This window comes from Flavobacterium sp. LC2016-13, assembly GCF_009707955.1.
In the GTDB taxonomy this organism is placed as follows: Bacteria; Bacteroidota; Bacteroidia; order Flavobacteriales; family Flavobacteriaceae; genus Flavobacterium.
Genome location: NZ_WMDQ01000008.1, coordinates 22,956 through 47,046 on the forward strand (window position 1 = coordinate 22,956; position 24,091 = coordinate 47,046).

The window sequence follows — 24,091 nt, forward strand, 5'->3', positions numbered from 1 at the left end:
AACGGATTTTAATTCGTTGACATTTTAGAAGTTTCTCAATTTAATTCCAAGAAAACGATTCATATTTCTACATCATTTTAATCTCTTGATTATGAATCTTCAAGTAAAATAACCAACAAAGAAATGTTACATTTCAATTAATATATCTGCATTTTTGTAACAATTCTTAAAAAAAGCACTAATTTAGTACGCCCTTTTTGTCAAAGCTTTTTGATTTTGATAAAGGTTAAGATAAAATCTATGAATCTAAAAGAAAAATTCAGTAATGTAGACCAATATTTTTCGCCTAAAATAATTGATGAAGTAAACGATCAATATATTAAAGTGGCTAAAATAAAAGGTCAGGAAGTTCCGTGGCATAACCACGAGAATGAAGACGAATTATTTTACATTGTCGACGGTGAGCTTTTGATGGAAATTGAAAACAAGCCATCATTTACCATGAAAAAAGGCGATTTATTCGTTGTGAAAAAAGGCGTAAATCACAGAGTTTCATCGGTTGAAGAATGTTCTATAATGTTGATCGAATCTAAAACTACGGAACATACCGGAAAAGTAAAAAGCAACATTACTAAATCAATCGAAGAGCAAACGTATTAATAAAGGATTCTTCTTTTTATAAACCTAAAGTTCAATTGAAAACCAAATGCCCTAGCCCTGATGGGAACGGCATCCTTTTATGGTGGGGTTCACCATAAAAGATATAGTGAACAGCAGGAAATAGCTCCTTCCTTCGACTACGATCAGGATGACAATAATAAAAACGACACAGCTAGAAATAAAAATATAAATAATTAAAATACCTAAAATGAGATTAGAAGATTTTGATAATGATGAGGATAAAGTAATTCAGGACCGTTTAAAACAAAAAACGTGGAATGAAATTAGAACCAATGACAGCTGGGCGATTTTTAAAATCATGGCCGAGTTTGTAAACGGTTATGAAAGTATGGGACGTATTGGTCCGTGTGTGTCTATTTTTGGATCAGCGAGAACAAAACCAGAGGATAAATATTATTTATTGGCTGAGAAAATTGCTTATAAAATTAGTAAAGCCGGTTATGGCGTAATTACAGGCGGAGGGCCAGGAATTATGGAAGCCGGAAATAAAGGTGCACATTTAGGAGGCGGAACTTCGGTTGGTTTAAATATCGAATTGCCTTTTGAACAGCATTTTAACCCTTATATCGATCACGATAAAAACCTGAATTTCGATTATTTCTTTGTGAGAAAAGTTATGTTCGTAAAATATTCTCAAGGTTTTGTGGTTATGCCGGGAGGTTTTGGAACGCTGGATGAAATGTTTGAAGCGATTACTTTAATTCAAACAAAGAAAATTGGAAAATTCCCGATTATCTTGGTTGGAGTTGAATTCTGGTCTGGATTGATTGATTGGGTTAAAACGGTTTTGGTTGAAAAAATGCAAACGGTTAGTCCTGATGATTTAAACTTATTCAAGATCGTAGATACTGAAGATGAAGTTGTTGACGTTTTGGATAAATTCTACAAGAAATACGATTTAAGTCCGAATTTCTAATGTTTTTTTTAACCATATAAATGATATAAGGTAATTTAAGTTAATGTTTTGTAACACTTAAAATAATATGAATTTATATCACTTACATGGTTAATTACATTAAATCTTACAAAAAATTGAAGCTGTTTTTTAAAACAGCTTTTTTTGTAGTATTTTTACAAAAAACCAAAACAACTTTATGCTCGTAACTTAAGTTATGCCATTAATTTTTAAGCCATCCTTGAAATCATTTTATAAAATTATATTCTTCATTTTAGTTTTATTGAGTTCAATAAAACAGTACGCGCAACATCAGTCTAAGATGGAAGTTGCGGTAAATCTTGAACTTAAAACTTTGAATGTAAAACAAGATCTTACATTTTATAACACTTCTACAGACTCTTTGGATTCGATTGTTCTGAATGATTGGAACAATGCTTTTTCTGCTAAAAACACGCCTTTGGCAGAACGTTTTTCAGATGAATTTTATCGTGGTTTTCATTTGGCTAAAGACGAAGAAAGAGGAAATACGACAATTTTAAATTTGTCGGATTCAGATAATTCAGCTTTAGAATGGGAAAGAACAGATAGAAATCCTGATTTTATTGTAATACGATTAAAGCAAAAATTAGCTCCGGGCGAAAAATTCGATATTCACCTTACTTACATTGCTAAAATTCCGAGTGATAAATTTACTCATTATGGTTATACGCAAAATGGAGGAATGAATTTGAAAAACTGGTTTTTGACTCCGGCGCGTTACGACAATCATAAATTTACAAAATACAATAATTTTAATCTGGATGATATTGCAAACGCAAATACAGATTATGAAGTTGAGATAAAAGTTCCTGCGAATTATTCTGTAACAACAGATTTAGATTCAGTTTCAAAAGATATAAATGCTAGTTTTAGCACTTTTTCTTTTTCAGGAAGCAACAGAAATGATTTTAATTTGATTATCGAAAAACAGAATAATTTCAGAAGTTATAATAACGGATCTTTAGAAGTTCTGTCAGATTTGAAAGCTAAAAAACTGACTGAAATTCAAAGAGCAATAATTATAAATCGGGTTATATCTTTTGCGAATGATTTTATTGGAAAATATCCGCATCAAAAAATCATAATTTCTCAGGCAGATTATGATCGAAATCCGTTTTATGGATTAAATCAATTGCCTTCATTTTTTAGTCCGTTTCCAGATGATTTTATCTTTGAAATTACATTTTTAAAAACATATTTAAATAATTATTTAAAGTCAAGTCTTCGTTTAGATCCAAGAAAAGACAATTGGGTTTATGATGGAATTCAGATTTTTACCATGATGAAATACATGGAAGAAAATCATCTTGATAAAAAAATGCTTGGCAGGCTTTCGCAGTGGAAACTCTTTAAGAGTTATAATATTACTAATCTAACTTTTAACGAGCAATACAGTTATTATTATATGCTGATGGCTCGAAAAAACCTCGATCAGCCGCTTGGTGACCCAAAAAATACGCTGATAAAATTCAACGAGCAAATTGCAAGCAAATATAGAGCGGGTTTAAGTTTGAGTTATCTGGATGATTATTTAGACCAGAATATTGTGCCTCAAAGTATTCAGGAATTTTATACTTTAAATAAAACGGAACAGGTAAGTCGTTATGATTTTGAAAAAATACTGAATAAAAACACAACCAAAAATATCGATTGGTTTTTTGAAACCATTATTGATTCACGCGAAATAATCGATTATAAATTTTCGAATGTTTCGAGAACAAAAGACAGCATACAGTTTTCTATTAAAAACAAAACGGGAATTTATGCTCCGATTCCGGTTTATGGACTTAAAAAAAATCAGATTGTTTTTAAGGAATGGCTTGAACCCAAAACAGCAGATTCTGTATATCATTTTGATCGAAAAAACGCAGACAAAATTGTTCTGAATTACAATAACGAAGTTCCGGAATACAATCAGAGAAATAACTGGAAATCATTAAAAAATCTGGTAATTACGGAACGTCCGATAAAATTTAATTTTGCCAAAGATTTAGAAGATCCATATTATAACCAGATATTATATATCCCGACACTTACGTATAATTATTATGATGGATTTACGCCAGGATTTCGTTTTCACAACAAAACGATATTAGATAAACCTTTTACTTTTGATATAAATCCTGCGTATTCTTTAAAAACGGGTTCAATTTCAGGTTCTTCTGCTTTTTCATACAGTCAGTTTTATAGAAATAGTACCTTATATAATGTACGATATTCTATAAGCGAGAATTATTACCATTATGCTCCTGATGCTACTTATTTAAGATTGAATCCGATGGTTCAATTTCGAATTCGTGAAGAAAATTTCAGGGATAATAGAAAACAGCTGATATTATTTCGTCAGATTATTGTAAATCGTGAGGCAAGTGCCTTTATAACAGATAATTCGAAACCTAATTATTCTGTTTTTAATGCGCGATATATGAATACAAAGACTGAATTGATTAATCATATTAATTTTATGGGTGATATTCAGTTTGGCGGGAATTTTGGAAAACTGGCCGCAGAAATAGAATACAGGCATTTATTTGAGAACAATCATAAATTGAATTTAAGACTTTACGCAGGAAGTTTTTTATTCAACACAACAAATTCAGACTATTTTAGTTTTGGTTTAGACCGACCAACGGATTATCTTTTTGATTATAATTTTCTGGGAAGATCAGAAAGTACAGGAATTTTTAGTCAGCAATTTGTAATGGCTGAAGGTGGTTTTAAATCAAAATTAGAACCTTCGTATGCAAATAAATGGATGACAACTCTAAACGCAAGTTATGCTATTTGGGACTGGATTGAGGCTTATGGGGACATTGGTTTAATGAAGAATAAACACGAAAAAGAATATTTTGCTTATGATAGCGGTATCCGCTTAAATTTTGTTCCTGACTACTTTGAACTCTATTTTCCTATATATTCTAATAACGGTTGGGAAATTTCTCAAAATAAATATAACGAAAAAATACGATTTGTGATAACTTTTGCTCCTAAATCATTAGTCACACTTTTTACCCGAAAATGGTTCTAATTGAATAAATTTTAAATAAAAACGTAAATTATTTTCAATTAAAACAGAAAATACTTAAATATTCAATAAAAAATATACGTAGTTTTAGCAATTTACTTGTAAATAATTAAATTATATTTATTTTAATGAATTATGATTATTGATACTTTTTAAGTAATTTTGCCGCATAACATGACCCATTCCAGATTATGATTACAGAAAAAAACAATACTACATTAACATTCGAAGATTTCAAAATAGAAGTATTAAGCGATTACAGAATTGCTGTAACTAGCCGAGAATGTAGCCTTTTAGGTCGTAAAGAGGTATTGACGGGAAAAGCCAAATTTGGAATTTTTGGTGACGGAAAAGAAGTACCGCAGCTTGCTATGGCAAAAGCTTTTAAGAACGGAGATTTTCGTTCAGGATATTATCGCGATCAGACTTTTATGATGGCGATTGGTGAATTGACACCAAAGCAATTTTTCGCAGGTTTATACGGTCACACGGATTTAGAATATGATCCGATGTCTGCGGGAAGACAAATGGGCGGACACTTTGTAACGCACAGTTTGAACGAAGACGGATCTTGGAAAGACTTAACAAAACAAAAAAATTCAAGCGCAGATATATCGCCAACCGCAGGACAAATGCCAAGATTATTGGGATTGGCTCAGGCTTCTAAAATTTACAGAAATGTTGATGGCATTAAAATCAAAGACAAATTCTCTGTAAACGGAAATGAAGTTGCCTGGGGAACTATTGGAAATGCAAGTACATCTGAAGGTTTGTTTTTTGAAACTATAAATGCTGCCGGAGTTTTACAAGTTCCTATGGTAATGAGTGTTTGGGATGATGAATACGGAATTTCGGTACACGCCAAACATCAAACTACTAAAGAAAATATTTCTGAAATTCTAAAAGGATACCAACGCGACGAAGACTCAAACGGGTATGAAATTTTTAGAGTTAAAGGCTGGGATTATGCAGAATTGGTTTCTACTTATGAAAGAGCTGCTGCAATTGCCCGCGAACAACATATTCCTGTTTTAATTCACGTAAACGAATTAACACAGCCGCAAGGACACTCAACTTCTGGTTCTCACGAACGTTACAAAAATGGAGAAAGACTGGCTTGGGAAAGAGATTATGATTGTATTCGTCAGATGCGTTTATGGATGATTGCCATCAATATTGCATCGCCTGAAGAATTGGCTGAAATTGATTTTGAATTGAAAAAAGAAGTCCTTGAAGCTAAAAAAGATGCATGGAATTCTTTCATTAATCCAATAATTGAAGATCAAAAAAATCTTTTGGTTTTATTAGAACAAATTGCTGAAGCAAGCATCAATCATAAAGAAAGAATTGGAAAATATATTTCTGAATTAAGTGCTATTAAATCGCCTCTTAAAAAAGAAATGCTTGTAATTGCAAGAAAGATTCTTCGTTTTATTGAAGTTCCAAACAGTAAGGTTCTTTTATCAAACTGGATTACCAACTATATTGATGAAACACAAGGAAAATTCAGCAGTAATTTACATTCTGAATCAGAACAAAATGTGTTATCAGTAGAAAAAGTACTTCCTGAATATGCTGATGATGCAAAAGCTGATTTAGACGGACGTATGATTCTTCGTGACAACTTTGACGCTTTGTTTACTAAATATCCTGAAACTTTAATTTTTGGTGAAGATGTTGGAAACATTGGCGACGTAAACCAAGGTTTAGAAGGCATGCAGGAAAAATACGGTGAACTTCGTGTTGCCGATGTTGGTATTCGTGAAGCTACTATTATTGGTCAGGGAATTGGAATGGCCTTGAGAGGTTTACGTCCAATTGCTGAAATTCAGTATTTAGATTATTTATTATACGCTATTCAAATCATGAGTGATGATTTGGCTACGTTACAATATAGAACTGTTGGAAAACAAAAAGCTCCATTAATCATCAGAACCCGCGGACACCGTTTAGAAGGTATCTGGCATTCTGGTTCTCCAATGGGAATGATTATCAATGCTATTCGCGGAATTCACGTTTTGGTTCCGAGAAATATGACTCAGGCTGCAGGTTTTTACAATACTCTTTTAGAAACTGACGAACCGGCTTTAGTAATTGAATGTTTGAATGGTTACCGTTTAAAAGAAAAAACACCTTTGAATTTTGGTGAATTTAAAACGCCAATTGGTGTTGTTGAAACGCTAAAAGAAGGTTCAGATATTACGTTAGTTTCTTACGGATCTACATTAAGATTGGTAGAACAAGCTGCTGTTGAATTGCAAGAATTAGGAATTGACTGTGAAGTTATTGATATTCAATCTTTACTTCCTTTTGATGTGAATAAAGATATTGTAAAAAGTATCGCCAAAACAAATCGTCTTTTAGTAATCGACGAAGATGTTCCTGGTGGAGCTTCAGCTTTTATTCTGCAACAAGTTCTTGAAGAGCAAGATGCTTACAAATATTTAGACAGTAAACCGCAAACACTTGCTGCAAAAGCACACAGACCTGCATACGGAACTGATGGAGACTATTTCTCTAAACCTTCTGCAGAAGATATTTTTGAAAAGGTTTACGGTATGATGAATGAAGTTAATCCTTCTAAATTTCCTGGATTGTATTAAGGATTTAGAATGTTTTAGATATAAAAAAAAAGCTCCAAATAAAATTTGGAGTTTTTTTATGTGTCATTTCGACGGAGGAGAAATCACATAACGGAATTCCGGTTCGTTGCTCTCTGGATGTGATTTCTCCTCCGTCGAAATGACACAAAATGCGAGAACAAAAATCTACATTAATCCGCGTTTTCTCGTTAGCGAATCCGTATTATCCGTGTTCAATTTATCGCAATCGTACTATCTAGATCCCAAAATAGCCCTCGCCTTCTCTAAATCTTCTGCCGTATCAATTCCAATTCCAACATGTGTTGTTTCGACCATTTTAATACGTTTTCCAAATTCTAAATATCTTAGTTGCTCCAGTTTTTCAGAAGCTTCTAATGATTTCATTGGTAAACTATAAAAATCTAATAAAGCTTGTTTTCTAAAAGCATAAATCCCGATGTGTTGAAAATAATGTACACCAGCAGCCGCATCTCTTGGATACGGAATTACAGATCTTGAAAAATACAAAGCAAATTGCGATTGGTCAACCACAACTTTTACATTATTAGGATTATTGATTTCGTCTTCATCTGTGATTTCTCTCATCAACGAAGCCAAATCAATCTTTTTATCTTCATCATTTCTAAAAACAGACAAAACCTGCTCTAAAGGCCCTGCTTCGGTAAAAGGTTCATCACCCTGAACATTCACCACAATATCAACATCAAGATTCGCTACAGCCTCAGCAATTCGGTCGCTTCCTGATTCGTGTTCTTTGATGCTCATAATGGCTTTTCCACCTTTTGAAACAATTTCATCAAATATTAAATTAGAATCGGTTACTACAAAAACATCATCAAATAATTTTGTTGAAACAGCAGCTTCATACGTTCTTAGAATTACTGTTTTGCCTCCTAAATCCTGCATTAGTTTTGCAGGAAAACGTGTTGAAGCATATCGTGCCGGAATTACCGCTATTATTTTCATTTTAAATCTATTTTTATTTTTTACTTTGTGAAACTTTGTGAAAATCTTTGCGTGGTTTTGTGTCATAATTCTTTCACAGAGATCCACGAAGATTAGACAAAGATTCGCGGAGTTTTCTACATTATTTTTACTGAAGTCATACTCAACGAACCGGCCAATAATTTATCATTAAATAAACTCAGTTCTTCAGATTCTTGCTTTAAACCTAAAGTATATAATAAAGGCAAATAATGATCTGGTGTCGGAATCGCCAATTGAACCGCTTTATTCATTCTTTCGAAATCAATTAAAGGCTGAAAATTTCCATCTAACAAATAATTATTAACGGTTTCACGAGCTTCAATCGCCCAATCGAAACCATAATTATCTTTATCGAAATTTCTAAAATCAACCAAACGTAAATTGTGAACAATATTTCCGCTTCCAATAATCAAAACACCTTTATGGCGCAGCGATTGCAACTTCTGAGCCAACTCAAAATGATATTGACCTGATTTTGTATAATCAATACTTAACTGAATTACCGGAACATTAGCTTCGGGATATAAATGTTTAATAACACTCCACGCGCCGTGATCTAAACCCCAATGTTCATCTAAATCAACATGAACAGGTTCTAATATTTTTTTGGTTTCATAAGCTAATTCAGGACTTCCTTTTGCAGGATACTGAACATCAAAAAGTGCTTGCGGAAAACCTCCAAAATCATGAATTGTTCTCGGCATTTGCATCGAAGTCACTTTGGTTCCGTTTGTAAACCAATGTGCCGAAATACACAAAATAGCATTTGGCTGTGGCAATGTTTTAGCTAAATCGCGAAAACCAGCCACAAACTGATTTTCTTCTATAGCATTCATCGGGCTGCCGTGCCCTAAAAACAAAACCGGCATTTTATCTGTATTCGAAAACGTAGACGAAATCGAATGTAAGTCATTTAGTGTTGTCATTTGCTGATTTTTTTAGCCCCGAATTCACGAATTTTACTTAAATCATTTGTGAATTCGTGGCGGAAAAATTTTATTCCTCAAAACTCTCGTCTTTAAATCCTATCAAATATAATTTATTTTTGGCACGCGTCATAGCCGTATAAAGCCACCTGATATAATCGCGATCAATTCCGTTTGGTAAATATGGTTGTTCTATAAAAACAGTATCCCACTGCCCTCCCTGCGATTTGTGACACGTAATGGCATAAGAGAATTTTACCTGTAAACCATTAAAATACTCATTCTCTTTTACTTTCTGGAATTTCTTGTATTTTGTGCTTTCATTTTCGTAATCTTTCATTACTTCTTCATACAAACGATTTGATTCTTCGTACGTTAATGATGGAGATTCACTTTTAATCGTATCTAATAACAAAACCGTTTCAAAAGGTTTTTGCTCCGGATAATCGACCATTCTTATTTTTACTCTGGCGAAATTAAAACCGTATAATTCTTTGATTCCAAAAAGCTCTAAAACTTCAATAATATCACCGTTGGCAATAAATCCGGCTTCATCAGTTTCTTTCAGCCAGAAATAATTATTCTTTACCACCATCAAAAAATCACCAACCGAAAGTTCACTTTCCTTAAACAAAATCCTGGTTCTGATTTGTTCGTTGTACTGATTCGCTCTTTTATTCGAACGAACAATAAACGCCGTATCTTCAATACTATAATTGCTGTAAGCCGTATTTATCGCATCCTGAATATCATAACCATCGGTTAAACGAACGATATCTTTGAATTTTTTTACGTTGAATTTAAACTCTGTAATAAAACTTTCTTTAAGCAATTCGCGTAATTCAGTCGCGTTAAACAAAATTCCTGAGCTTTCTTCCTGACGCATTACTTCATCAAGTTCAATATGCTCAATTTCTTTACCGTAATGAATACCCAAAGTATGCGTATCAAGCGCCGGGCTAATATCTAAATTTACAGGAGGAAGCTGCGCTGTATCTCCCAACAAAATCATTTTACAGTTGGTTCCCGAATAAACGTACGAAATCAAATCGTCTAAAAGCGATCCGTTATCATACAATTTCGAGTCAGAATTACTGTCTGAAATCATAGACGCTTCATCGACAATAAAAATGGTGTTTTTATGCTTGTTGATTTGTTTGGTAAACGCCACGCCACCGCCAGCCGATTTTTTAGGAAAATATATTTTTTTATGAATTGTAAAAGCCGCCGTATGCGAATAATTGGCAATTACTTTTGCGGCGCGACCAGTTGGTGCCAGCAAAACATATTTTTTATTAATATCGCCCAGATTATTTACAATCGTAGAAATGACAGTCGTTTTTCCTGTTCCTGCATATCCTTTCAATACAAAAATTGTATCGTTATGAGTATCAGTTAAAAAAATAGCAATTTTTTGAAAAAAAATATCTTGTTTGTAAGTTGGTGCAAATGGAAATCTTTTTTGTAAAACGCCGTAAAACAGGGATGAATTCATAGGGAAAAATTGAAATACAAAGTTCGGCTTTTTTAATGGCAATGGCAATTTAATAATTAAACCATATAAGCTTTTTAAGTAAATTTAAGTATCGGCTGCGTATTATAAATAAACTTACATCTCTCATATTGTGAAACTTAAAAAAAACTTTTTCTTAACTATTCATTAAAATGCAATTAAAATTGATTTTCGAAATTGCAATTGATTTTTGAATTTTGACTTTTGTTATTGATATTTTTCCCGCAATTATTATTGTTCCTTTTTAATTTGTAAGTTTGTGTTCGAATTAAATTCCTTATTTACGCTAAAGCAGGTAACGAATTGTAAATCAAATTATGTCATTACACAATACCAATATTACATCAAAAAAATACAAAAAACTTTCGATTCAGGTTTCGCTGAGCGGATTCTCTTTTTGTTGTTTTGATACGCTTAACAATACAATTACTTCTTTTAATGAAGTGCTGTTTGATCCCTTGCAAAAAAACATAAAAATTGAAGATTTGTATCATGATAATTTCAAAAAACATGCTGAATTAAAGGATACTTACGACGATATTATGGTAATTCATAATAACAATCTTTCGACTTTTGTACCGACAGCGCTTTTTGATGAGGATTATCTTGGGAGTTATTTACAATACAACACTAAAGTTTTTGAAACTGATTTTTTTACTTACGATCAAATTTCAAATTACCAGATGAATTCCGTTTACATTCCGTATGTAAATATCAATAATTTCCTGATCGATCAGGTTGGTTCGTTTGATTATAAACATTCTAACAGTATTTTGATTGAGAAAATTTTAGAAAGTTCAAAAAATAATGACGATAAAAAAATGATTGTCAATTTCAATATTGGTCATTTTGAAATTATCGTTGTTCAAAATCAAAAGTTACTGTTATTTAATTCTTTCGAATATCAAACACCGGAAGATTTTATCTATTATTTACTTTTTACAGCTGAACAATTGAGTTTAAACCCAGAAAGTTTTCCACTCGAATTATTAGGCACAATAACAAAAAACGATGCTTTTTATGCCATTGCATACAAATACATTCGTAATGTTTCTTTTTTGGATGTAAGCGCTTTACAACAAAAAAACAGCTTTTCAACTGCTCAGAATCAAAAACATTATATCTTATTTCAATCATGAGAATCATTTCAGGAAAATACAAAGGACGCCGCATTTTTCCGCCTAAAAACCTTCCTGTAAGACCTACGACTGACATGAGTAAAGAAGCATTATTTAATGTTTTGAATAATCATTTTAGTTTTGACGGCTTAAAGGTTTTAGACTTATTTTCGGGAACCGGCAATATTAGTTTTGAATTCGCTTCACGCGGAAGCGCTCCAATCACGTCTGTAGATGGCGATTTTGGTTGCGTAAAATTCATCAAACAAGTTTCATCAGAATATGATTTTGATATCGCAGCAACCAAAAGTGATGTTTTTAAATTTCTTGAAAACTGCAAAACAACGTACGATATTATTTTTGCCGATCCTCCATACGGATTAGATCAGGCCACTTTTGAAAAAATTGTTTTATTGATTTTTGAAAGAGAATTATTGAATGAAGACGGAATGATGATTATCGAACATTCAAAATATACCAAAATGGAACATTTGAGTAATTTCTCTTTTCAGAAAAGTTACGGCGGTTCATTTTTTAGTTTCTTCGAACTGAATTCTACTGATGATGACGAAGAACTTGATGGTTTATCAATAAAAGCTACAGAAGAAGACGAAGGATAATTTTCTTTCTCACACATAAAAAAATCTCTTGAAATTCAAGGGATTTTTTGTTTTATCTAATTCTGTTGGAATTTTCATCGGCATTTTTTTCTTTGAATTCGGTTTCTTTTATTTTTCCGAAAGAATAACGAATTGAGAATGAAATTTCATGATTATCAACAACATATCGTGCTTTAGAATTAATATTATTAATGGTAAATTTTTCCGTTTCAATACTATTTTTAAAAACATTATTACAGCTCAAAGTACAATTCCATTTTTTTAAGAACGTTTTAGAGACCGCCATATCAACTTTAAATCTGGGATTTGTTTTAAAAATACCTGTATTTTGTTCGGTTAATCCCCAAAAATTCAATATAAACGAATATTCTTTCGGAAGTTTGAATTCATTATTTGAAGTATAATATAAATATGGTTTTGAAGCCAAAACTACAGCAGATTCATCTTCAATTTTCTCTAAAATAAAAACCAGCGAATTGGTTGTTGTCCAGAATTTATAGGTAAAAGGCAGCGTAAAATCAGCTGTAAATCCAGAACTTTTATCAAAATTTATGTCTTTAAATGTCATTACATTTATTTGATCATCAAAAGAAAAACTGTTGTAGATTGGGTTTTTCGCCTGATAATAAGAAAACTTAACCGATTTATCATGATATTGAAAAGTGGTCGAAATTTCATCAGTAATTGTTGGTCCTAAATTAATATTTCTTGCATATAAAAAATACGGATTTATATACGTCGCGCCTTGACTTAGAGAAGAATAATTAGGCCTGGAAATACTTTTAGCATAGTTTACAGAAATGCTTTTGGTGCTGTCGATTGGAAATGTAAGCTGTATTTTCGGAAAGAAATTAGTATAGTTTTTATCGAGTAATGGCAATTCATCTGCTTTAAATTTTCCTAATATATTTGAATTTTCAACTCTAAAACCAAGCGAGAAATCGACTTTTTTAAGTTTTCCGGACAATTGCGTATATCCTGATACATTTTCTTCTTTAAAATCATAAAAGCTTAATTCATTTTGATTGGTTTCATTGTAAAAAATGCTAACATCAGATTTTGAATTTGCAGATGAATACAATCCTCCAGCTTCAAATTTCATTTCATTTTTAAACTTTTTCTCCACATCAATTCTTCCCGAAAAATAATTAACCTGAAATTTTTGATCCCTGATTTGTGATAATGCAAATTCTGTATCATTATAATTATCATTTACTACCGTAAACAATCGCTGATCTAAATTAGAATATTGCAAACCTGTAAAAATCTGTGTATCAATTGACTTTATTTTTTTCTGATAATTTAAAAATGAGTTTACAAAATTCTTTTTACTTTCATTTCCAGTCAAAGTCAGAACGTTATTTATCTCATCATTATTTTTATTATAAGTGAGTGTGTTAATGTCAAAAGAATCATTTTGGAGTTTGCTATTTACACTAATTGAAAAATAATCATCTTCATTTATTTTATAAAATAAACCTCCGCCAAAAACAAACTGATTTCTTTTGGTAGAAGCACTAACATCATAATCTGAAGCAATATTGGCCTGCGGAATTTGATATTTAATACTGTGGCTTTCCCAAGGCTGCAATTTATTATAATTGAAATTTGCTTTCAATTCGAGCTTGTTTTTCTTAAAATTTGAATTGAATCCGAGGTAATTATTGTAGTTTTTTTTGAAAGAAGCAACTTCTGAAATTTCAGTTCTAAAACTATCTTTTTTGCTAAATTTTCTTGTAATTAGAATCACGGAACGACCTTCGGCTTCATATTTAGAAGACGGATTCTGAATAATTTCTATGGATTTAATATCGGCGACAGCCAAAGCATTCAAATCGTTGATTCCCACTTTTTGATTGTCAATATAAATGAGTGGATTTCCTTTTCCGATAACGGTAACTTTTTCTTTATCAGAACTAATTTGAACTGTCGGCAATTTCGATAATAAATCTAAAGTATTGGGAATTGAATTGTAAATCGAATTCGCAACGTCTAATTTTATAGTTCCGTTTTGGTTTGAAAATACTTTTTTATTCTGGTTGATGACAACTTCATTCAATTGATTTGAAATGCTGTCTTTTGGTGTTTCATTTTGTGCGTTTGCGACTAATGAAAAGCAAAAAAGTAATACAATCAGAAAAAGTTTAAGAGGCAAATAAACATTCATTTTAAAAGTGTTTTTGGTTTGAGATGCTGCAAAAATGCTTCTAAAAAAGTGTTGCGAAAGTTAATTGGAGGTTAATGCGGAGTTAATGCATTAATTGTATCATAAAAGCTTTATTTTTGAATGGAATTTCTTGATGTATGAAACAAAGAATCAATTTATTAATCGCTTTTTCAGTTATTGCCCTGATCGTTTTATCGACTGTTCAATGTTATTTGGTAAAAACGACTTACGATTATAAAGTGGCACAATTTCATACTGAAATAAAAAATGAAATTGGTCAAATCTCGAATAATTACAGCGATATTGATTCGGTTATTGTTTCTAAAAAAGAAGCGCTTTACAAACAATTGACAGAGAATTATATTCAGGGAAAAAACTCGAAATCTGATATTAAAAAAGGTGTTCTTGAAAATGCATATCGAGATGCGCTGACACTAAAAATTCAGCAGAAGTTTGAAAGGGAACTTCCTAATCTTAAAATTGATTTTGCGATTGTACTGAATAAATTTATCCTGTATCAAAACACGAAAAAAACAGATACTATTTTTTCTGAAAAGCCTTTTATCCAAAACAAATTATACGGGAATTTAGCTTCATTAAACCATGCTTTTCTGGTTCGAAATTATGTTGGAACGACGAATGTAACGTATCAAAATCAGGATTATAAATTATTGACAGAAGATTCGATGTACGTTTGTGTGATCGATTGGGAAATGATTATTTTAAAACGAATGGCTTTTATTCTCGTTTTGTCTTTGTTGTCTATTGTAACGCTTATAACGCTTTTTGTGATCGCACTAAAAGCTTTAATAAAACAGAAGAAAGTAAGCGATATCAAGACTGATTTTATCAATAATATTACGCACGAACTCAAAACGCCTTTGGCAACTTTAAGCATTTCAACCAAAATTTTAGAACAGAAAGATATTCGTGAAAACGATGAAAATTTCAATGCTATTATTAATACAATTTCCCGTCAGAACAATCGACTTCAGCATTTAATCGATCAGGTAATGGCAAATTCATTGGCTGAAAATGAAATCGAATTGCAGAAAGAAAAAATAAATACAGAAGCTTTTTTACTTTCTATTATTGAAGATTTTAGATTGGCAAATCCGAAAATTGCAATTGAAACCGATTTTCAGACTCAAAAAACGATTTTGGTTTTGGATAAATTTCACTTAACAACGGCAATTTTAAATGTATTGGAAAATGCTGTAAAATACGGTTCAAATAACATTTTTGTAAAAACTAAAACTATTGAAAATCAATTTTCTGTAAGCATCGTAGATGATGGAATTGGAATTTCAAAAAATAAACAATCGCTTCTTTTTGAAAAATTTTATCGTGTTGAACAAGGTAATCTTCACAATACAAAAGGGCTTGGATTGGGTCTTTATTATGTCGACCAGATTATAAAAGCACATCAGGGTTCGGTTGCTGTTATTAGCGAATTAGGAAAAGGTGCTGAATTTACTTTTATGTTTAAAGTTTAATTGATTTTACCATTGAAAAAGATTCTTTTAGCCGAAGACGATACTGATTTTGCGCATGTTTTAAAGCAATATTTAGAGCTTTATAGATATGAAGTTATTTGGGCTGAAGATGGCGAAATGGCTTTGGAATATTTTAAAAATCAAACTTTTGATATTTGTGTTTTTGATGTTATGATGCCCAAACTTGACGGGTTTTCGCTGGCTGAAAAAATCATCAAAATAAATCCCGATATTCCTTTTATCTTTTTGACTGCCAAAAAATTAAAGGAAGATAAAATCATTGGATTAAAATTAGGTGCGGATGATTATATCGTGAAACCTTTTGAAGCTGAAGAATTGATTTTACGTTTACAAAACATCTTAAAAAGAAGCCAGAGAAATGCTGTTTTGACGGAAAACGTCATTATTGAAATCGGTCTATATACTTTTGATACCAAACGTCTTTCATTAAAAATAAACGATCAAACGCAACAACTTACCGAGAAAGAAGCGGCGTTGATTCATTACTTCTATTTACATCAAAACCAATTACTTAAAAGAGAACAAATCCTGAAAGCGATTTGGGGAAATGATGATTTTTTCTCTGGCAGAAGTATGGATGTTTATATTAGTAAGATTAGAAAATATCTTAAACTTGATTCAAGTATCAGCATTGAAAGTCTGCGCAATATTGGGCTTGAATTTAAAATAGAAAATGCATCAACTTAAACGCTATTTAATTCGTTTAACACCAAAATAATAATTAAACCCTAATCCAAAAACACCTACATTATCAGCTTTTTCTGTACCTGGGTTCAATTGATTAAAAACATCAGAAACCCTGATTGTGTTGTAGTATAGATTGATCGCCATTGAGTTGGAATACCACGAATCAAAGTTAAAAACATATCCCAATCCCAATCCAAAATTATGCTGCGAGGCTGACAAACTTCTTTTTGTCTGAACTGAGCCTAATGCATTATTACCTTTAGTTTCTGTAACATCAATTAATGAATAAATATATTTAGGAAGTATTTGTATGTAACCAGAGTCATGATAATCGCCCAAAACTATTTTGGAACAAAAACTAAAATTAAAATTAGAAAAAGATTTTTCAGAAGTAATTGAGGTATTTGAGCCGGGATTGTCTTTTAAATTTCCAAACATGTAATTCACTTCTATTTCCGGAATTAAAAAATCAGTTGCCCTATATTCTGAACCGGCAGAAAAACTAATAGCAGGTGAAGTTTCTAAATCTTTTTCAAACGAATACAGTTGAAAAAGAAATCCAGCTCCAACAAAAGGACGGAGTTCTTGTGCATTACTATTTGAAGCGGTAACCAAAATAAAAAAAATAAAAAAGATTTTTTTAAATTCCCTGTATAATTGCGGCATAAATACTAAATTTTATTATTACCAAACATACTTAAAATTAAATTCAATAATTTATTTTTTATAAGAATGTTACTCTTAATAGTTGGATAAATAAAATACTGCAAATCATGTAAGTTTCATAAACAATTGTATAACAGTTTAAAACTATTTGAGAGGTAAATTTGATCTAAACCATAAAAACATTTATCATGAACCTAAAAAGATTTTTCGGAGGATTGTTGACAATTCTCGGAATCGTGGGGCTTATTTACACTGCTGTAATTTTTGCCGGCACAACAGGAGCAACCAGAGATATTAAATCACTAATTATTTACGGAATTTTAGGAATCGTTTTCTTTATGTCTGGCATTAGTTTAGTGCGTACAACAAAAGACGAATCGTAGATAGCTATAATAAAGTATTTGCGATTTTTTCGTAAAGCGGTGTTTTTACCTTATACTTTATTCCTTCGTTTACAACAAATTGCGTCAGCGAAATAGCTTCGATATTTTTGCCTGCCAATAAATCTCTGTGCATAGATGAAGTCGCTTCTTTAGGCGATTTTTCTAGTTTTAAAATAGTTTGGTTTACAATATCGTCCGGTAATTGTAAACCTTTTGCTATTGCAACGGCTTCAATTTCTTTTAGCAATTCGATATAAATTTGTTTTGATTTTGGATTGTTTAATATTTCTCCAATATTTTGGTTTAGATAAGAAGTTGCAGAAGCCAGCGCAGAAATAAAAATGAATTTTTCCCAAACGGTTTCTTCAATATTTTCTACTAAATGGCTTTCGATTTTGGCTTTATGAAAAATGGCATTCAATTCTTCTAATTTAGAAGCTGAAGCTGTTGTTGAACCAAAAAATAACTTTTCGAAAAAACCAATTTTACGAATTGTTCCCGGTGAAAAAATCATCGAAACAATATAAACACATCCTTGCAAAACAGTACTTTTAGGATAAATTTTCTGTATGCGTTCCGGCGCGTCAACGCCATTATATAAAGGCAGAATTACGGTTTCTGGTGTAATACATTGCTTTAGTGAAAGTAAACTTTCGGCAATATCATAGGTTTTTGTGGCGCAAATTAAATAATCCAGAACGCCAATTTCTTCGGGATTATTTGAAACTATTTTAGGAAAAACAACGGTTTCAGAATCATCTGTTATAATTTTTAAACCGTTTTCTTTGATTGCTTTTTGGGTTTCACCACGGGCAATAAAAATGACTTCAACTTCTGTTGATTTGTAATATGCTTTTGCTAAAAGTCCGCCAAAATATCCACCTACTCCACCGAGTCCTAAAATTCCTATTCTTGTTTTCATTTTTATTTTTTTTGCCACGAATTGCACGAATTTGCACAAATTCAAATTAAGTAACCATAAAGTTGTGTCATTTCGACGAAGAAGACTAGAAATGACACAAAATGAGAATAAAAATCCATCTAAATCCGCGTCTTCGCTTTAGCGAATCCGTTTCATCCGCATTCTATAAATTTATTCCTCCACAACAGCATCCAGATTCAACTCCGTAAAATCATGTTCTGTTTTCGAAATTATAATTGTTGCTACCGTATTTCCAATTAAGTTGGTAATCGCTCTTGCTTCGCTCATAAATTTATCAACTCCCAATAAAAAAGCCAAACCTTCTACCGGAATTTTATGCAACGCTGTTAAAGTTGATGCTAAAACAATAAATCCGCTTCCGGTTACGCCTGCAGCACCTTTTGATGTAATCATTAAAATTCCGATTACACTCAGGATTTCGAAAAAACTCAAATGAACATCATACAATTGCGCCAGAAATATTACTGACATCGACAAGTAAATAGAAGTTCCGTCAAGGTTAAAAGAATATCCTGTTGGAATCACCAAACCTACAACTGATTTGCTACAACCCATTCTTTCGAGTTTTACCATAATACTTGGCAAAGCAGCTTCAGAAGATGAAGTTCCGAGAACTAATAAAAGTTCTTCTTTAATGTATTTTAAAATCGAAAGAATATTGATTTTAAAATAGCGCAGAATACTTCCTAATACTAAAAATACAAATAAAGCCATTGTGAGGTAAACGCATAACATCAATTTTCCAAGCGGAATCAGAGTTTCTAATCCGAATTTACCAATTGTGTAAGCCATTCCGCCAAAAGCACCAAGCGGAGCGAGATACATTACATATTTTAAACCAAGGAAAACTACTTTCGAAAATCGTTCTAAAACCAAAATTGTCTGTTCTCTTTTGTGATAAAAATTCAATGCAATACCACAAACAATTGCCGCCAATAAAACCTGCAATGTAAAATTGGAAAGGAAAAAATGCCACCACGAAAAATGTTCTGCTGTACTATTGGTGTATTTGCTTGGATCTTGTAAAGCCAAACCAGATCTGTCTATTTTTCCAGGTTGAAAAAAATAAGCTACGCCAACTCCAATTGCCAAAGCAACTGTTGAAACTATCTCAAAATAACCCAACGCTTTTATACCAATTCGGCCTACTTTTTTAAGATTTCCCATTCCGGAAATTCCCAAAACAATCGTCAGGAAAATAATTGGCCCGATAAATAGTTTGATAATATCGACAAAAGTTTTCCCGATAATTTCCATTTTAACGCCGTTTTCAGGGGAAAAATGCCCGAGTAAAACGCCAGCAATAATGGCAATTAAAACCCAAAAAGTAAGATTTGTGATTATTGCCTGAAAAGTGCTTTTCTTAGGTTTGATAACGGGATTTGGAGTAGAAGTTATATTCATGAAAGTAAGTTAGTTTCACAAATATATAAAAAATGCAGACCTATAAGCCGGATTCTGTCCCTGATAAATCAGGGCCTTATCATTTATCTAGATCATGCATTACTGCATGACTCAAGCTACCTACCCTTCAACAACGGACGAGAAGCCCTTAAATGCTGATATACTTGGTATTTCACCGCATAGAGTTTACCTGGTTTCACTACAGCATTACCTGTACATACTTTCTGTTGCACTTGTCCTAATCTCGTCGGTAAAGACGAGACCGACGGGTGTTACCCGCTATGCTTCTCTGTGGTGTCCGGACTTTCCTCCCCTCAACGAATTGAGCGACGATAAGGCGGTCTGCGCGGCAAAAGTAGCGATTTATGAACGAAGAAACGAGTATTTAAAATTCTGTTTTTTATAAATTTTTCATAACAATTTAATTTTAAATTAGTTACCTTTAAAATCCATAATTTTAAATTCTTTTATTATGACTAAAATGTATCATTACGCAACTGTTTCAAAAGCTTTAGATGAATTGCATGAAAAAGGGTTTACATGCGATTTTAACATTAACTCGGATATCATTAAAAAAAATCCTGAGAAATTTGAAATTGTACATGTGTATCGATACGAAGGGGATTCAGACCCAGGCGATGAGGCAGTTGTATACGGAATTAAATCAACATCAGGTAAAAAAGGCGTTTATGTAGCAGGTTTCTCCGCCGATTCAGATCAGGAAACTGCAAAGTTTTTATTTGCTTTGAGTATTAAGGGAAGGTAAATTTTTAGGAGTTATTCCAAATGTGTGTCATTTCGAGGGACGAGAAATCACATTCAGTATTCGACAACAGTGCGTGATAAACTTTATGTGATTTCTCCTTCGTCGAAATGACACAAAAACACACAAAAAAGCCCATCACAAGGACAGGCTTTAAAAACAACACAACTAAAATTATGCTGTTGGTATTTTCAATTTCCAACCTGGCTGAATGAGGTCCGGGTTTTTAATAACGTCTTTATTGGCTTCATAAATTGCCTGCCATGAAACGCCGTGTTCTTTTCCAATTTTTGATAAAGAATCTCCGCTTTTAACGGTATAATCTGTTGTTGTTCCCTGAGAAACCTCAATATTCATTACAACATCTGCTGATCTAAATTCAGGATCTATTTTTCCGTAAGCATCCCAAAGTTTTTCTTTATCGTCTGCAGTTTTTGCTGTCCCGTCAACATACAAAACATTATCTTGTTCTCTTACTTGTAAATTTGCTATTCCTAAGTTAGTAGCCAAATCTGTTAACTCTTTGTATTTATCTTGTAAACTCATGGCTTCTTATTTAATGGTTAACTTATTTTCGACTTTTTTAGGTTTCAATTCCTGAACGCTTTTTATTAAATTCGGTAATTGATCTCTTTTTATGGTTCCTGAAAGTGTTACAACTCCACTTGCAACTGTAGCAGTTACACCATTATACGTTTTTACAACTTCATTAACCGAAGTAGTTAAAACACTATCAGCATTAATTTCAACCGGAGCTGTTGTAACTACAGGTTCAGGAGCCGGAATTTCACAGTTATTTACAACTGATTTAACTCCTTTAACTGATTGTACAGCGCGTTCAACATTTTGTTTAACAGCATCGTCTTTGCAAGTACCTAAAATAGTAGCAACACCATTAACAACAGTTACTTGTACTTCTGGAGTATCTGCAATTTTAGCAGCAATCTCTTTTTGAATATCTGCATCTTTCGGGCCACAGGCCAATACTGAAAAGGCCAGAACCGTTCCTAATAAAATAGATTTAACTTTCATAATGATATTTTTTTAATTAATTTATACTAAAGTTAAAACGAATTAATTAATCAAATATTACAAAATAATCCTACAATTTTTATATTTTTCCCATTAAAAGATTTGGGTTGAGTGCTAAGATATTGTATTCATTGTAGTTAAAAACTTACTAGATTCTGTCTAAATAATCTGGAGAAAACATTTTTTGACCATACTTTTCAAAAATGGAATTTATTTTCTCTTTTGTTTCAATTTCATTATCTGAATTTGTTTCTAAATATCCGGCGATTTCTTCAAATAAATCATCTAAACCGGCTGGAGTTACGGTACATAATAATTTAGCCGGTTTGTCGCTCAGGTTTTTAAAACCATGAACGATTCCGCCTTTGGGAATATTGACAAAAGAGTTTTGCTTGGCAATGTAAGTTCCATCTTCAGACTTAAAACTAACTTCGCCTTCCAACACATAAAATGTCTCCAAAAAATCTGCATGCGAATGCGGGTTTGGTCCCGCACCCGGTGGAACTGACATTTCGATTACGGCATATTCTCCATTGGTTTGTTTACCTGAGATTATAATGCGGTAATTACCTCCGGCAATTTTAAGTTTTTGACCTTCGGTTTCGTCGACGGTTATGATTGCTGGTTTCATTTTTTGAGATTGTTTTAATTCTCGTTGGTTGTTGTTTTGATTTTGAATGCGTTCACGAGCGGGTTGCTCGCGCCAACATTGAGGATTAGCAGCGTAACATTATACTTTAGCAATATTATGTTATTTGGTTATTGGAATCCATTGTCTTGCTAATTTTTCAGCATATTCAACAATACTATTACTATCTTTTATTTTATAAAAAGTGTATTCTGGCTGATTTTCAAGAATAGTAACATATTTAAAATCATGATCGGGAGCAAAAAGCAAAATTTGATTATTTTTAAAATTTAAAAAAGTTTCGTTTCCATTCGCTTCTTCTGCTATTCTTACTAAATCACGAGTGTCAATTGGAATTTTATTTTCGTCTTTACACAATTCTAAATAAAATTCTTCCCATAATCCGAGATTTTTTCTAAACTCTGAGGCTACAAAAAGAAAGTTTTGATTATCTGTAAATCGTTGTTCATCATCCAAAATTTCGGAATACGATTCCTGAATACCACCCATGTTTTTGATTAAAATCTCTAAATCTTTCGGAATATCCAATTGCATATCTTCTTCAATTTTGCAAAGCCATCCTGATGCCTCACCATTAGTATTCTTCCAGGTAAATAAGTAAAATTTTGAAATTTCTTTATCTCTATCTAATTCTATCAAATCGGTGTTTGCACTGCTTAACAGTTTGTATAAATCTGGAAATAGTGTTATGAAATTATCTGAAAAAGTAATTTCGATATCATAAATACTTATATCATCGGTTTCATTAAAAAACCATGGAATTTCAGAACAAAATTTAAGAAAATTATCTTTCATTTATATTAAATAAGATTTTTATAATTAGAAATTTAATATTGATTGAGTTTACCAGCGGGACACTCGCAAAATCGTAAGAGTTTATATTTTAAATTTCGCTTTCATTTTACTCCAAAAAGAATCATCATTGCTATTTATCGGTTTACTTTTATCTTTGGTTAAATCAAAAGTCAATGATACCACTTCCCCATCTACATATTCTACTTCATCTGCCAATTCAGCTCCAGCATTTAAAAATTCCTGTGTAAGTCTTTCGGATGATTCCCTTAAACCTTCCCAATGTTCAGAATCAAAAACTAAATCTTTTGCTTGTGAAAGTTCTATATTTAAGTTTTTATTTAAAAAAAGCATAGTTTGTATTGGTGAAACTTGCAACACTTTTAAGTCATAGATCAAATTAGAAGTTTTATAATTATCAAAATTTAATGCTCCCTCAATGATTTTATTTTTAAGGTATTTTTTTGAAATTTCTTCTGCTTTTTCTCTGGCAATTTTTCCTCCAATAAAACTTTCTTCATATTCATTTGAACTGTCAATTTGTATTTCATCTTCATCGAGCATATCGTAAACACACCACCACCAATGATCTTCATCTATCCATTCTGCACGAAGCATCAATCCTGCCCAATTTGCAGTGCAATCATCATTTAAATCTCCCTCCCAAATAATCGGTTCATGAAAATTTCTTTTTGCTAAGTATGCTATCATCGATTTTTCTTCAATACTAATAGTGAT

General features: G+C 32.1%; 23 protein-coding genes and 1 other RNA gene. 11 read left to right on the forward strand and 13 right to left on the reverse strand.

Features of this window, described 5'->3' with window-relative positions:
- Positions 1-240 precede the first annotated feature (240 nt).
- From GKZ86_RS16260 to GKZ86_RS16280, 5 genes are all read left to right on the forward strand, one after another.
- A complete protein-coding gene (locus tag GKZ86_RS16260) occupies positions 241-600 on the forward strand; it encodes a cupin domain-containing protein (RefSeq protein ID WP_154784133.1) in 360 nt (119 codons plus the stop codon).
- Between the two features lie 60 nt (positions 601-660).
- Positions 661-798: a hypothetical protein gene (locus GKZ86_RS16265; protein WP_154784134.1), complete on the forward strand. Its 138-nt coding sequence runs from the start codon at positions 661-663 to the stop codon at positions 796-798.
- A 10-nt stretch (positions 799-808) separates the two neighbouring features.
- Positions 809-1,537: a TIGR00730 family Rossman fold protein gene (locus tag GKZ86_RS16270; RefSeq protein ID WP_042564981.1), complete on the forward strand. Its 729-nt coding sequence runs from the start codon at positions 809-811 to the stop codon at positions 1,535-1,537.
- Between the two features lie 301 nt (positions 1,538-1,838).
- Positions 1,839-4,586 carry an aminopeptidase gene (locus GKZ86_RS16275; protein ID WP_154784360.1) on the forward strand — a complete coding sequence of 916 codons (2,748 nt, stop codon included), beginning with the start codon at positions 1,839-1,841 and terminating at the stop codon, positions 4,584-4,586.
- A gap of 188 nt (positions 4,587-4,774) precedes the next feature.
- Positions 4,775-7,186 carry a thiamine pyrophosphate-dependent enzyme gene (locus tag GKZ86_RS16280; protein ID WP_154784135.1) on the forward strand — a complete coding sequence of 804 codons (2,412 nt, stop codon included), beginning with the start codon at positions 4,775-4,777 and terminating at the stop codon, positions 7,184-7,186.
- A 231-nt stretch (positions 7,187-7,417) separates the two neighbouring features.
- On the opposite strand, the gene kdsB is transcribed toward GKZ86_RS16280, so the two are convergent.
- The 3 genes from kdsB to GKZ86_RS16295 form a co-directional block, all read right to left on the reverse strand.
- Positions 7,418-8,152 carry a 3-deoxy-manno-octulosonate cytidylyltransferase gene (gene kdsB / locus GKZ86_RS16285; protein WP_154784136.1) on the reverse strand — a complete coding sequence of 245 codons (735 nt, stop codon included), beginning with the start codon at positions 8,150-8,152 and terminating at the stop codon, positions 7,418-7,420.
- Positions 8,153-8,268: 116 nt separating this feature from the next.
- Positions 8,269-9,099, reverse strand: coding sequence for a 4,5-DOPA dioxygenase extradiol (gene ygiD / locus GKZ86_RS16290; RefSeq protein WP_154784137.1), 831 nt, complete (start codon positions 9,097-9,099; stop codon positions 8,269-8,271).
- Positions 9,100-9,169: 70 nt separating this feature from the next.
- Positions 9,170-10,594 (reverse strand): ATP-dependent RecD-like DNA helicase, encoded by a 1,425-nt coding sequence (locus GKZ86_RS16295; protein WP_154784138.1) that lies wholly within the window; start codon positions 10,592-10,594, stop codon positions 9,170-9,172.
- Positions 10,595-10,929: 335 nt separating this feature from the next.
- Between GKZ86_RS16295 and GKZ86_RS16300 the strand changes: the two genes are divergently transcribed.
- Both GKZ86_RS16300 and GKZ86_RS16305 read left to right on the forward strand, forming a co-directional pair.
- Positions 10,930-11,751 (forward strand): DUF3822 family protein, encoded by an 822-nt coding sequence (locus GKZ86_RS16300; RefSeq protein WP_154784139.1) that lies wholly within the window; start codon positions 10,930-10,932, stop codon positions 11,749-11,751.
- Positions 11,748-12,350 carry an RsmD family RNA methyltransferase gene (locus tag GKZ86_RS16305; protein ID WP_154784140.1) on the forward strand — a complete coding sequence of 201 codons (603 nt, stop codon included), beginning with the start codon at positions 11,748-11,750 and terminating at the stop codon, positions 12,348-12,350. The genes GKZ86_RS16300 and GKZ86_RS16305 overlap by 4 nt, the downstream gene beginning before the upstream one ends.
- 52 nt (positions 12,351-12,402) lie before the next feature.
- On the opposite strand, the gene GKZ86_RS16310 is transcribed toward GKZ86_RS16305, so the two are convergent.
- Entirely contained in the window at positions 12,403-14,517 is a 2,115-nt protein-coding gene (locus GKZ86_RS16310; RefSeq protein ID WP_154784141.1) for a TonB-dependent receptor domain-containing protein, read from the reverse strand.
- A gap of 137 nt (positions 14,518-14,654) precedes the next feature.
- On the opposite strand from GKZ86_RS16310, the gene GKZ86_RS16315 reads away from it, so the two are divergent.
- Together GKZ86_RS16315 and GKZ86_RS16320 are read left to right on the forward strand one after the other, a co-directional pair.
- On the forward strand, positions 14,655-16,013 hold the full coding sequence (locus tag GKZ86_RS16315) for a sensor histidine kinase KdpD (RefSeq protein WP_154784142.1): 1,359 nt from the start codon (positions 14,655-14,657) through the stop codon (positions 16,011-16,013).
- A 12-nt stretch (positions 16,014-16,025) separates the two neighbouring features.
- On the forward strand, positions 16,026-16,721 hold the full coding sequence (locus GKZ86_RS16320; protein WP_154784143.1) for a response regulator transcription factor: 696 nt from the start codon (positions 16,026-16,028) through the stop codon (positions 16,719-16,721).
- 3 nt (positions 16,722-16,724) lie between these two features.
- Here GKZ86_RS16320 and GKZ86_RS16325 read toward each other — a convergent pair whose 3' ends face one another.
- The gene (locus GKZ86_RS16325; protein WP_154784144.1) at positions 16,725-17,387 is read right to left on the reverse strand and encodes a hypothetical protein; all 663 of its coding nucleotides are present in this window, start codon (positions 17,385-17,387) and stop codon (positions 16,725-16,727) included.
- A gap of 188 nt (positions 17,388-17,575) precedes the next feature.
- On the opposite strand from GKZ86_RS16325, the gene GKZ86_RS16330 reads away from it, so the two are divergent.
- Positions 17,576-17,770, forward strand: coding sequence for a hypothetical protein (locus tag GKZ86_RS16330; protein ID WP_154784145.1), 195 nt, complete (start codon positions 17,576-17,578; stop codon positions 17,768-17,770).
- 4 nt (positions 17,771-17,774) lie between these two features.
- Here GKZ86_RS16330 and GKZ86_RS16335 read toward each other — a convergent pair whose 3' ends face one another.
- The 3 genes from GKZ86_RS16335 to rnpB all read right to left on the reverse strand — a co-directional run bounded on the left by GKZ86_RS16335 (position 17,775) and on the right by rnpB (position 20,466).
- Entirely contained in the window at positions 17,775-18,692 is a 918-nt protein-coding gene (locus tag GKZ86_RS16335; RefSeq protein WP_154784146.1) for a ketopantoate reductase family protein, read from the reverse strand.
- Between the two features lie 171 nt (positions 18,693-18,863).
- Positions 18,864-20,117, reverse strand: a complete 1,254-nt coding sequence (locus GKZ86_RS16340) for a cation:dicarboxylate symporter family transporter (protein ID WP_154784147.1) — start codon at positions 20,115-20,117, stop codon at positions 18,864-18,866.
- Positions 20,118-20,144: 27 nt separating this feature from the next.
- An RNA gene (gene rnpB / locus GKZ86_RS16345) (RNase P RNA component class A) lies at positions 20,145-20,466 on the reverse strand.
- A 123-nt stretch (positions 20,467-20,589) separates the two neighbouring features.
- Here rnpB and GKZ86_RS16350 point away from each other — a divergent pair.
- The gene (locus GKZ86_RS16350; RefSeq protein WP_154784148.1) at positions 20,590-20,883 is read left to right on the forward strand and encodes a hypothetical protein; all 294 of its coding nucleotides are present in this window, start codon (positions 20,590-20,592) and stop codon (positions 20,881-20,883) included.
- A 171-nt stretch (positions 20,884-21,054) separates the two neighbouring features.
- Here the strand turns inward: GKZ86_RS16350 and GKZ86_RS16355 are convergent, their stop codons facing one another.
- The 5 genes from GKZ86_RS16355 to GKZ86_RS16375 form a co-directional block, all read right to left on the reverse strand.
- A complete protein-coding gene (locus GKZ86_RS16355) occupies positions 21,055-21,426 on the reverse strand; it encodes a LysM peptidoglycan-binding domain-containing protein (protein WP_154784149.1) in 372 nt (123 codons plus the stop codon).
- A 6-nt stretch (positions 21,427-21,432) separates the two neighbouring features.
- A complete protein-coding gene (locus GKZ86_RS16360; protein ID WP_154784150.1) occupies positions 21,433-21,912 on the reverse strand; it encodes a BON domain-containing protein in 480 nt (159 codons plus the stop codon).
- A gap of 148 nt (positions 21,913-22,060) precedes the next feature.
- Entirely contained in the window at positions 22,061-22,543 is a 483-nt protein-coding gene (locus GKZ86_RS16365) for a cupin domain-containing protein (RefSeq protein WP_154784151.1), read from the reverse strand.
- A gap of 120 nt (positions 22,544-22,663) precedes the next feature.
- On the reverse strand, positions 22,664-23,356 hold the full coding sequence (locus GKZ86_RS16370; protein ID WP_154784152.1) for a hypothetical protein: 693 nt from the start codon (positions 23,354-23,356) through the stop codon (positions 22,664-22,666).
- 81 nt (positions 23,357-23,437) lie between these two features.
- Positions 23,438-24,064, reverse strand: coding sequence for a hypothetical protein (locus tag GKZ86_RS16375; RefSeq protein ID WP_154784153.1), 627 nt, complete (start codon positions 24,062-24,064; stop codon positions 23,438-23,440).
- Positions 24,065-24,091 lie beyond the last annotated feature (27 nt).

What these genes read in the sequence shown, in the direction of transcription:
- GKZ86_RS16260 (WP_154784133.1), top strand. Translation starts at nt 241, where the DNA reads ATGAATCTAAAAGAAAAATTCAGTAATGTAGACCAATATTTTTCGCCT.
- GKZ86_RS16265 (WP_154784134.1), top strand. Translation starts at nt 661, where the DNA reads ATGGGAACGGCATCCTTTTATGGTGGGGTTCACCATAAAAGATATAGT.
- GKZ86_RS16270 (WP_042564981.1), top strand. Translation starts at nt 809, where the DNA reads ATGAGATTAGAAGATTTTGATAATGATGAGGATAAAGTAATTCAGGAC.
- GKZ86_RS16275 (WP_154784360.1), top strand. Translation starts at nt 1,839, where the DNA reads ATGGAAGTTGCGGTAAATCTTGAACTTAAAACTTTGAATGTAAAACAA.
- GKZ86_RS16280 (WP_154784135.1), top strand. Translation starts at nt 4,775, where the DNA reads ATGATTACAGAAAAAAACAATACTACATTAACATTCGAAGATTTCAAA.
- kdsB (WP_154784136.1), bottom strand. Translation starts at nt 8,152, where the DNA reads ATGAAAATAATAGCGGTAATTCCGGCACGATATGCTTCAACACGTTTT.
- ygiD (WP_154784137.1), bottom strand. Translation starts at nt 9,099, where the DNA reads ATGACAACACTAAATGACTTACATTCGATTTCGTCTACGTTTTCGAAT.
- GKZ86_RS16295 (WP_154784138.1), bottom strand. Translation starts at nt 10,594, where the DNA reads ATGAATTCATCCCTGTTTTACGGCGTTTTACAAAAAAGATTTCCATTT.
- GKZ86_RS16300 (WP_154784139.1), top strand. Translation starts at nt 10,930, where the DNA reads ATGTCATTACACAATACCAATATTACATCAAAAAAATACAAAAAACTT.
- GKZ86_RS16305 (WP_154784140.1), top strand. Translation starts at nt 11,748, where the DNA reads ATGAGAATCATTTCAGGAAAATACAAAGGACGCCGCATTTTTCCGCCT.
- GKZ86_RS16310 (WP_154784141.1), bottom strand. Translation starts at nt 14,517, where the DNA reads ATGAATGTTTATTTGCCTCTTAAACTTTTTCTGATTGTATTACTTTTT.
- GKZ86_RS16315 (WP_154784142.1), top strand. Translation starts at nt 14,655, where the DNA reads ATGAAACAAAGAATCAATTTATTAATCGCTTTTTCAGTTATTGCCCTG.
- GKZ86_RS16325 (WP_154784144.1), bottom strand. Translation starts at nt 17,387, where the DNA reads ATGCCGCAATTATACAGGGAATTTAAAAAAATCTTTTTTATTTTTTTT.
- GKZ86_RS16330 (WP_154784145.1), top strand. Translation starts at nt 17,576, where the DNA reads ATGAACCTAAAAAGATTTTTCGGAGGATTGTTGACAATTCTCGGAATC.
- GKZ86_RS16335 (WP_154784146.1), bottom strand. Translation starts at nt 18,692, where the DNA reads ATGAAAACAAGAATAGGAATTTTAGGACTCGGTGGAGTAGGTGGATAT.
- GKZ86_RS16340 (WP_154784147.1), bottom strand. Translation starts at nt 20,117, where the DNA reads ATGAATATAACTTCTACTCCAAATCCCGTTATCAAACCTAAGAAAAGC.
- GKZ86_RS16350 (WP_154784148.1), top strand. Translation starts at nt 20,590, where the DNA reads ATGACTAAAATGTATCATTACGCAACTGTTTCAAAAGCTTTAGATGAA.
- GKZ86_RS16355 (WP_154784149.1), bottom strand. Translation starts at nt 21,426, where the DNA reads ATGAGTTTACAAGATAAATACAAAGAGTTAACAGATTTGGCTACTAAC.
- GKZ86_RS16360 (WP_154784150.1), bottom strand. Translation starts at nt 21,912, where the DNA reads ATGAAAGTTAAATCTATTTTATTAGGAACGGTTCTGGCCTTTTCAGTA.
- GKZ86_RS16365 (WP_154784151.1), bottom strand. Translation starts at nt 22,543, where the DNA reads ATGAAACCAGCAATCATAACCGTCGACGAAACCGAAGGTCAAAAACTT.
- GKZ86_RS16370 (WP_154784152.1), bottom strand. Translation starts at nt 23,356, where the DNA reads ATGAAAGATAATTTTCTTAAATTTTGTTCTGAAATTCCATGGTTTTTT.
- GKZ86_RS16375 (WP_154784153.1), bottom strand. Translation starts at nt 24,064, where the DNA reads ATGATAGCATACTTAGCAAAAAGAAATTTTCATGAACCGATTATTTGG.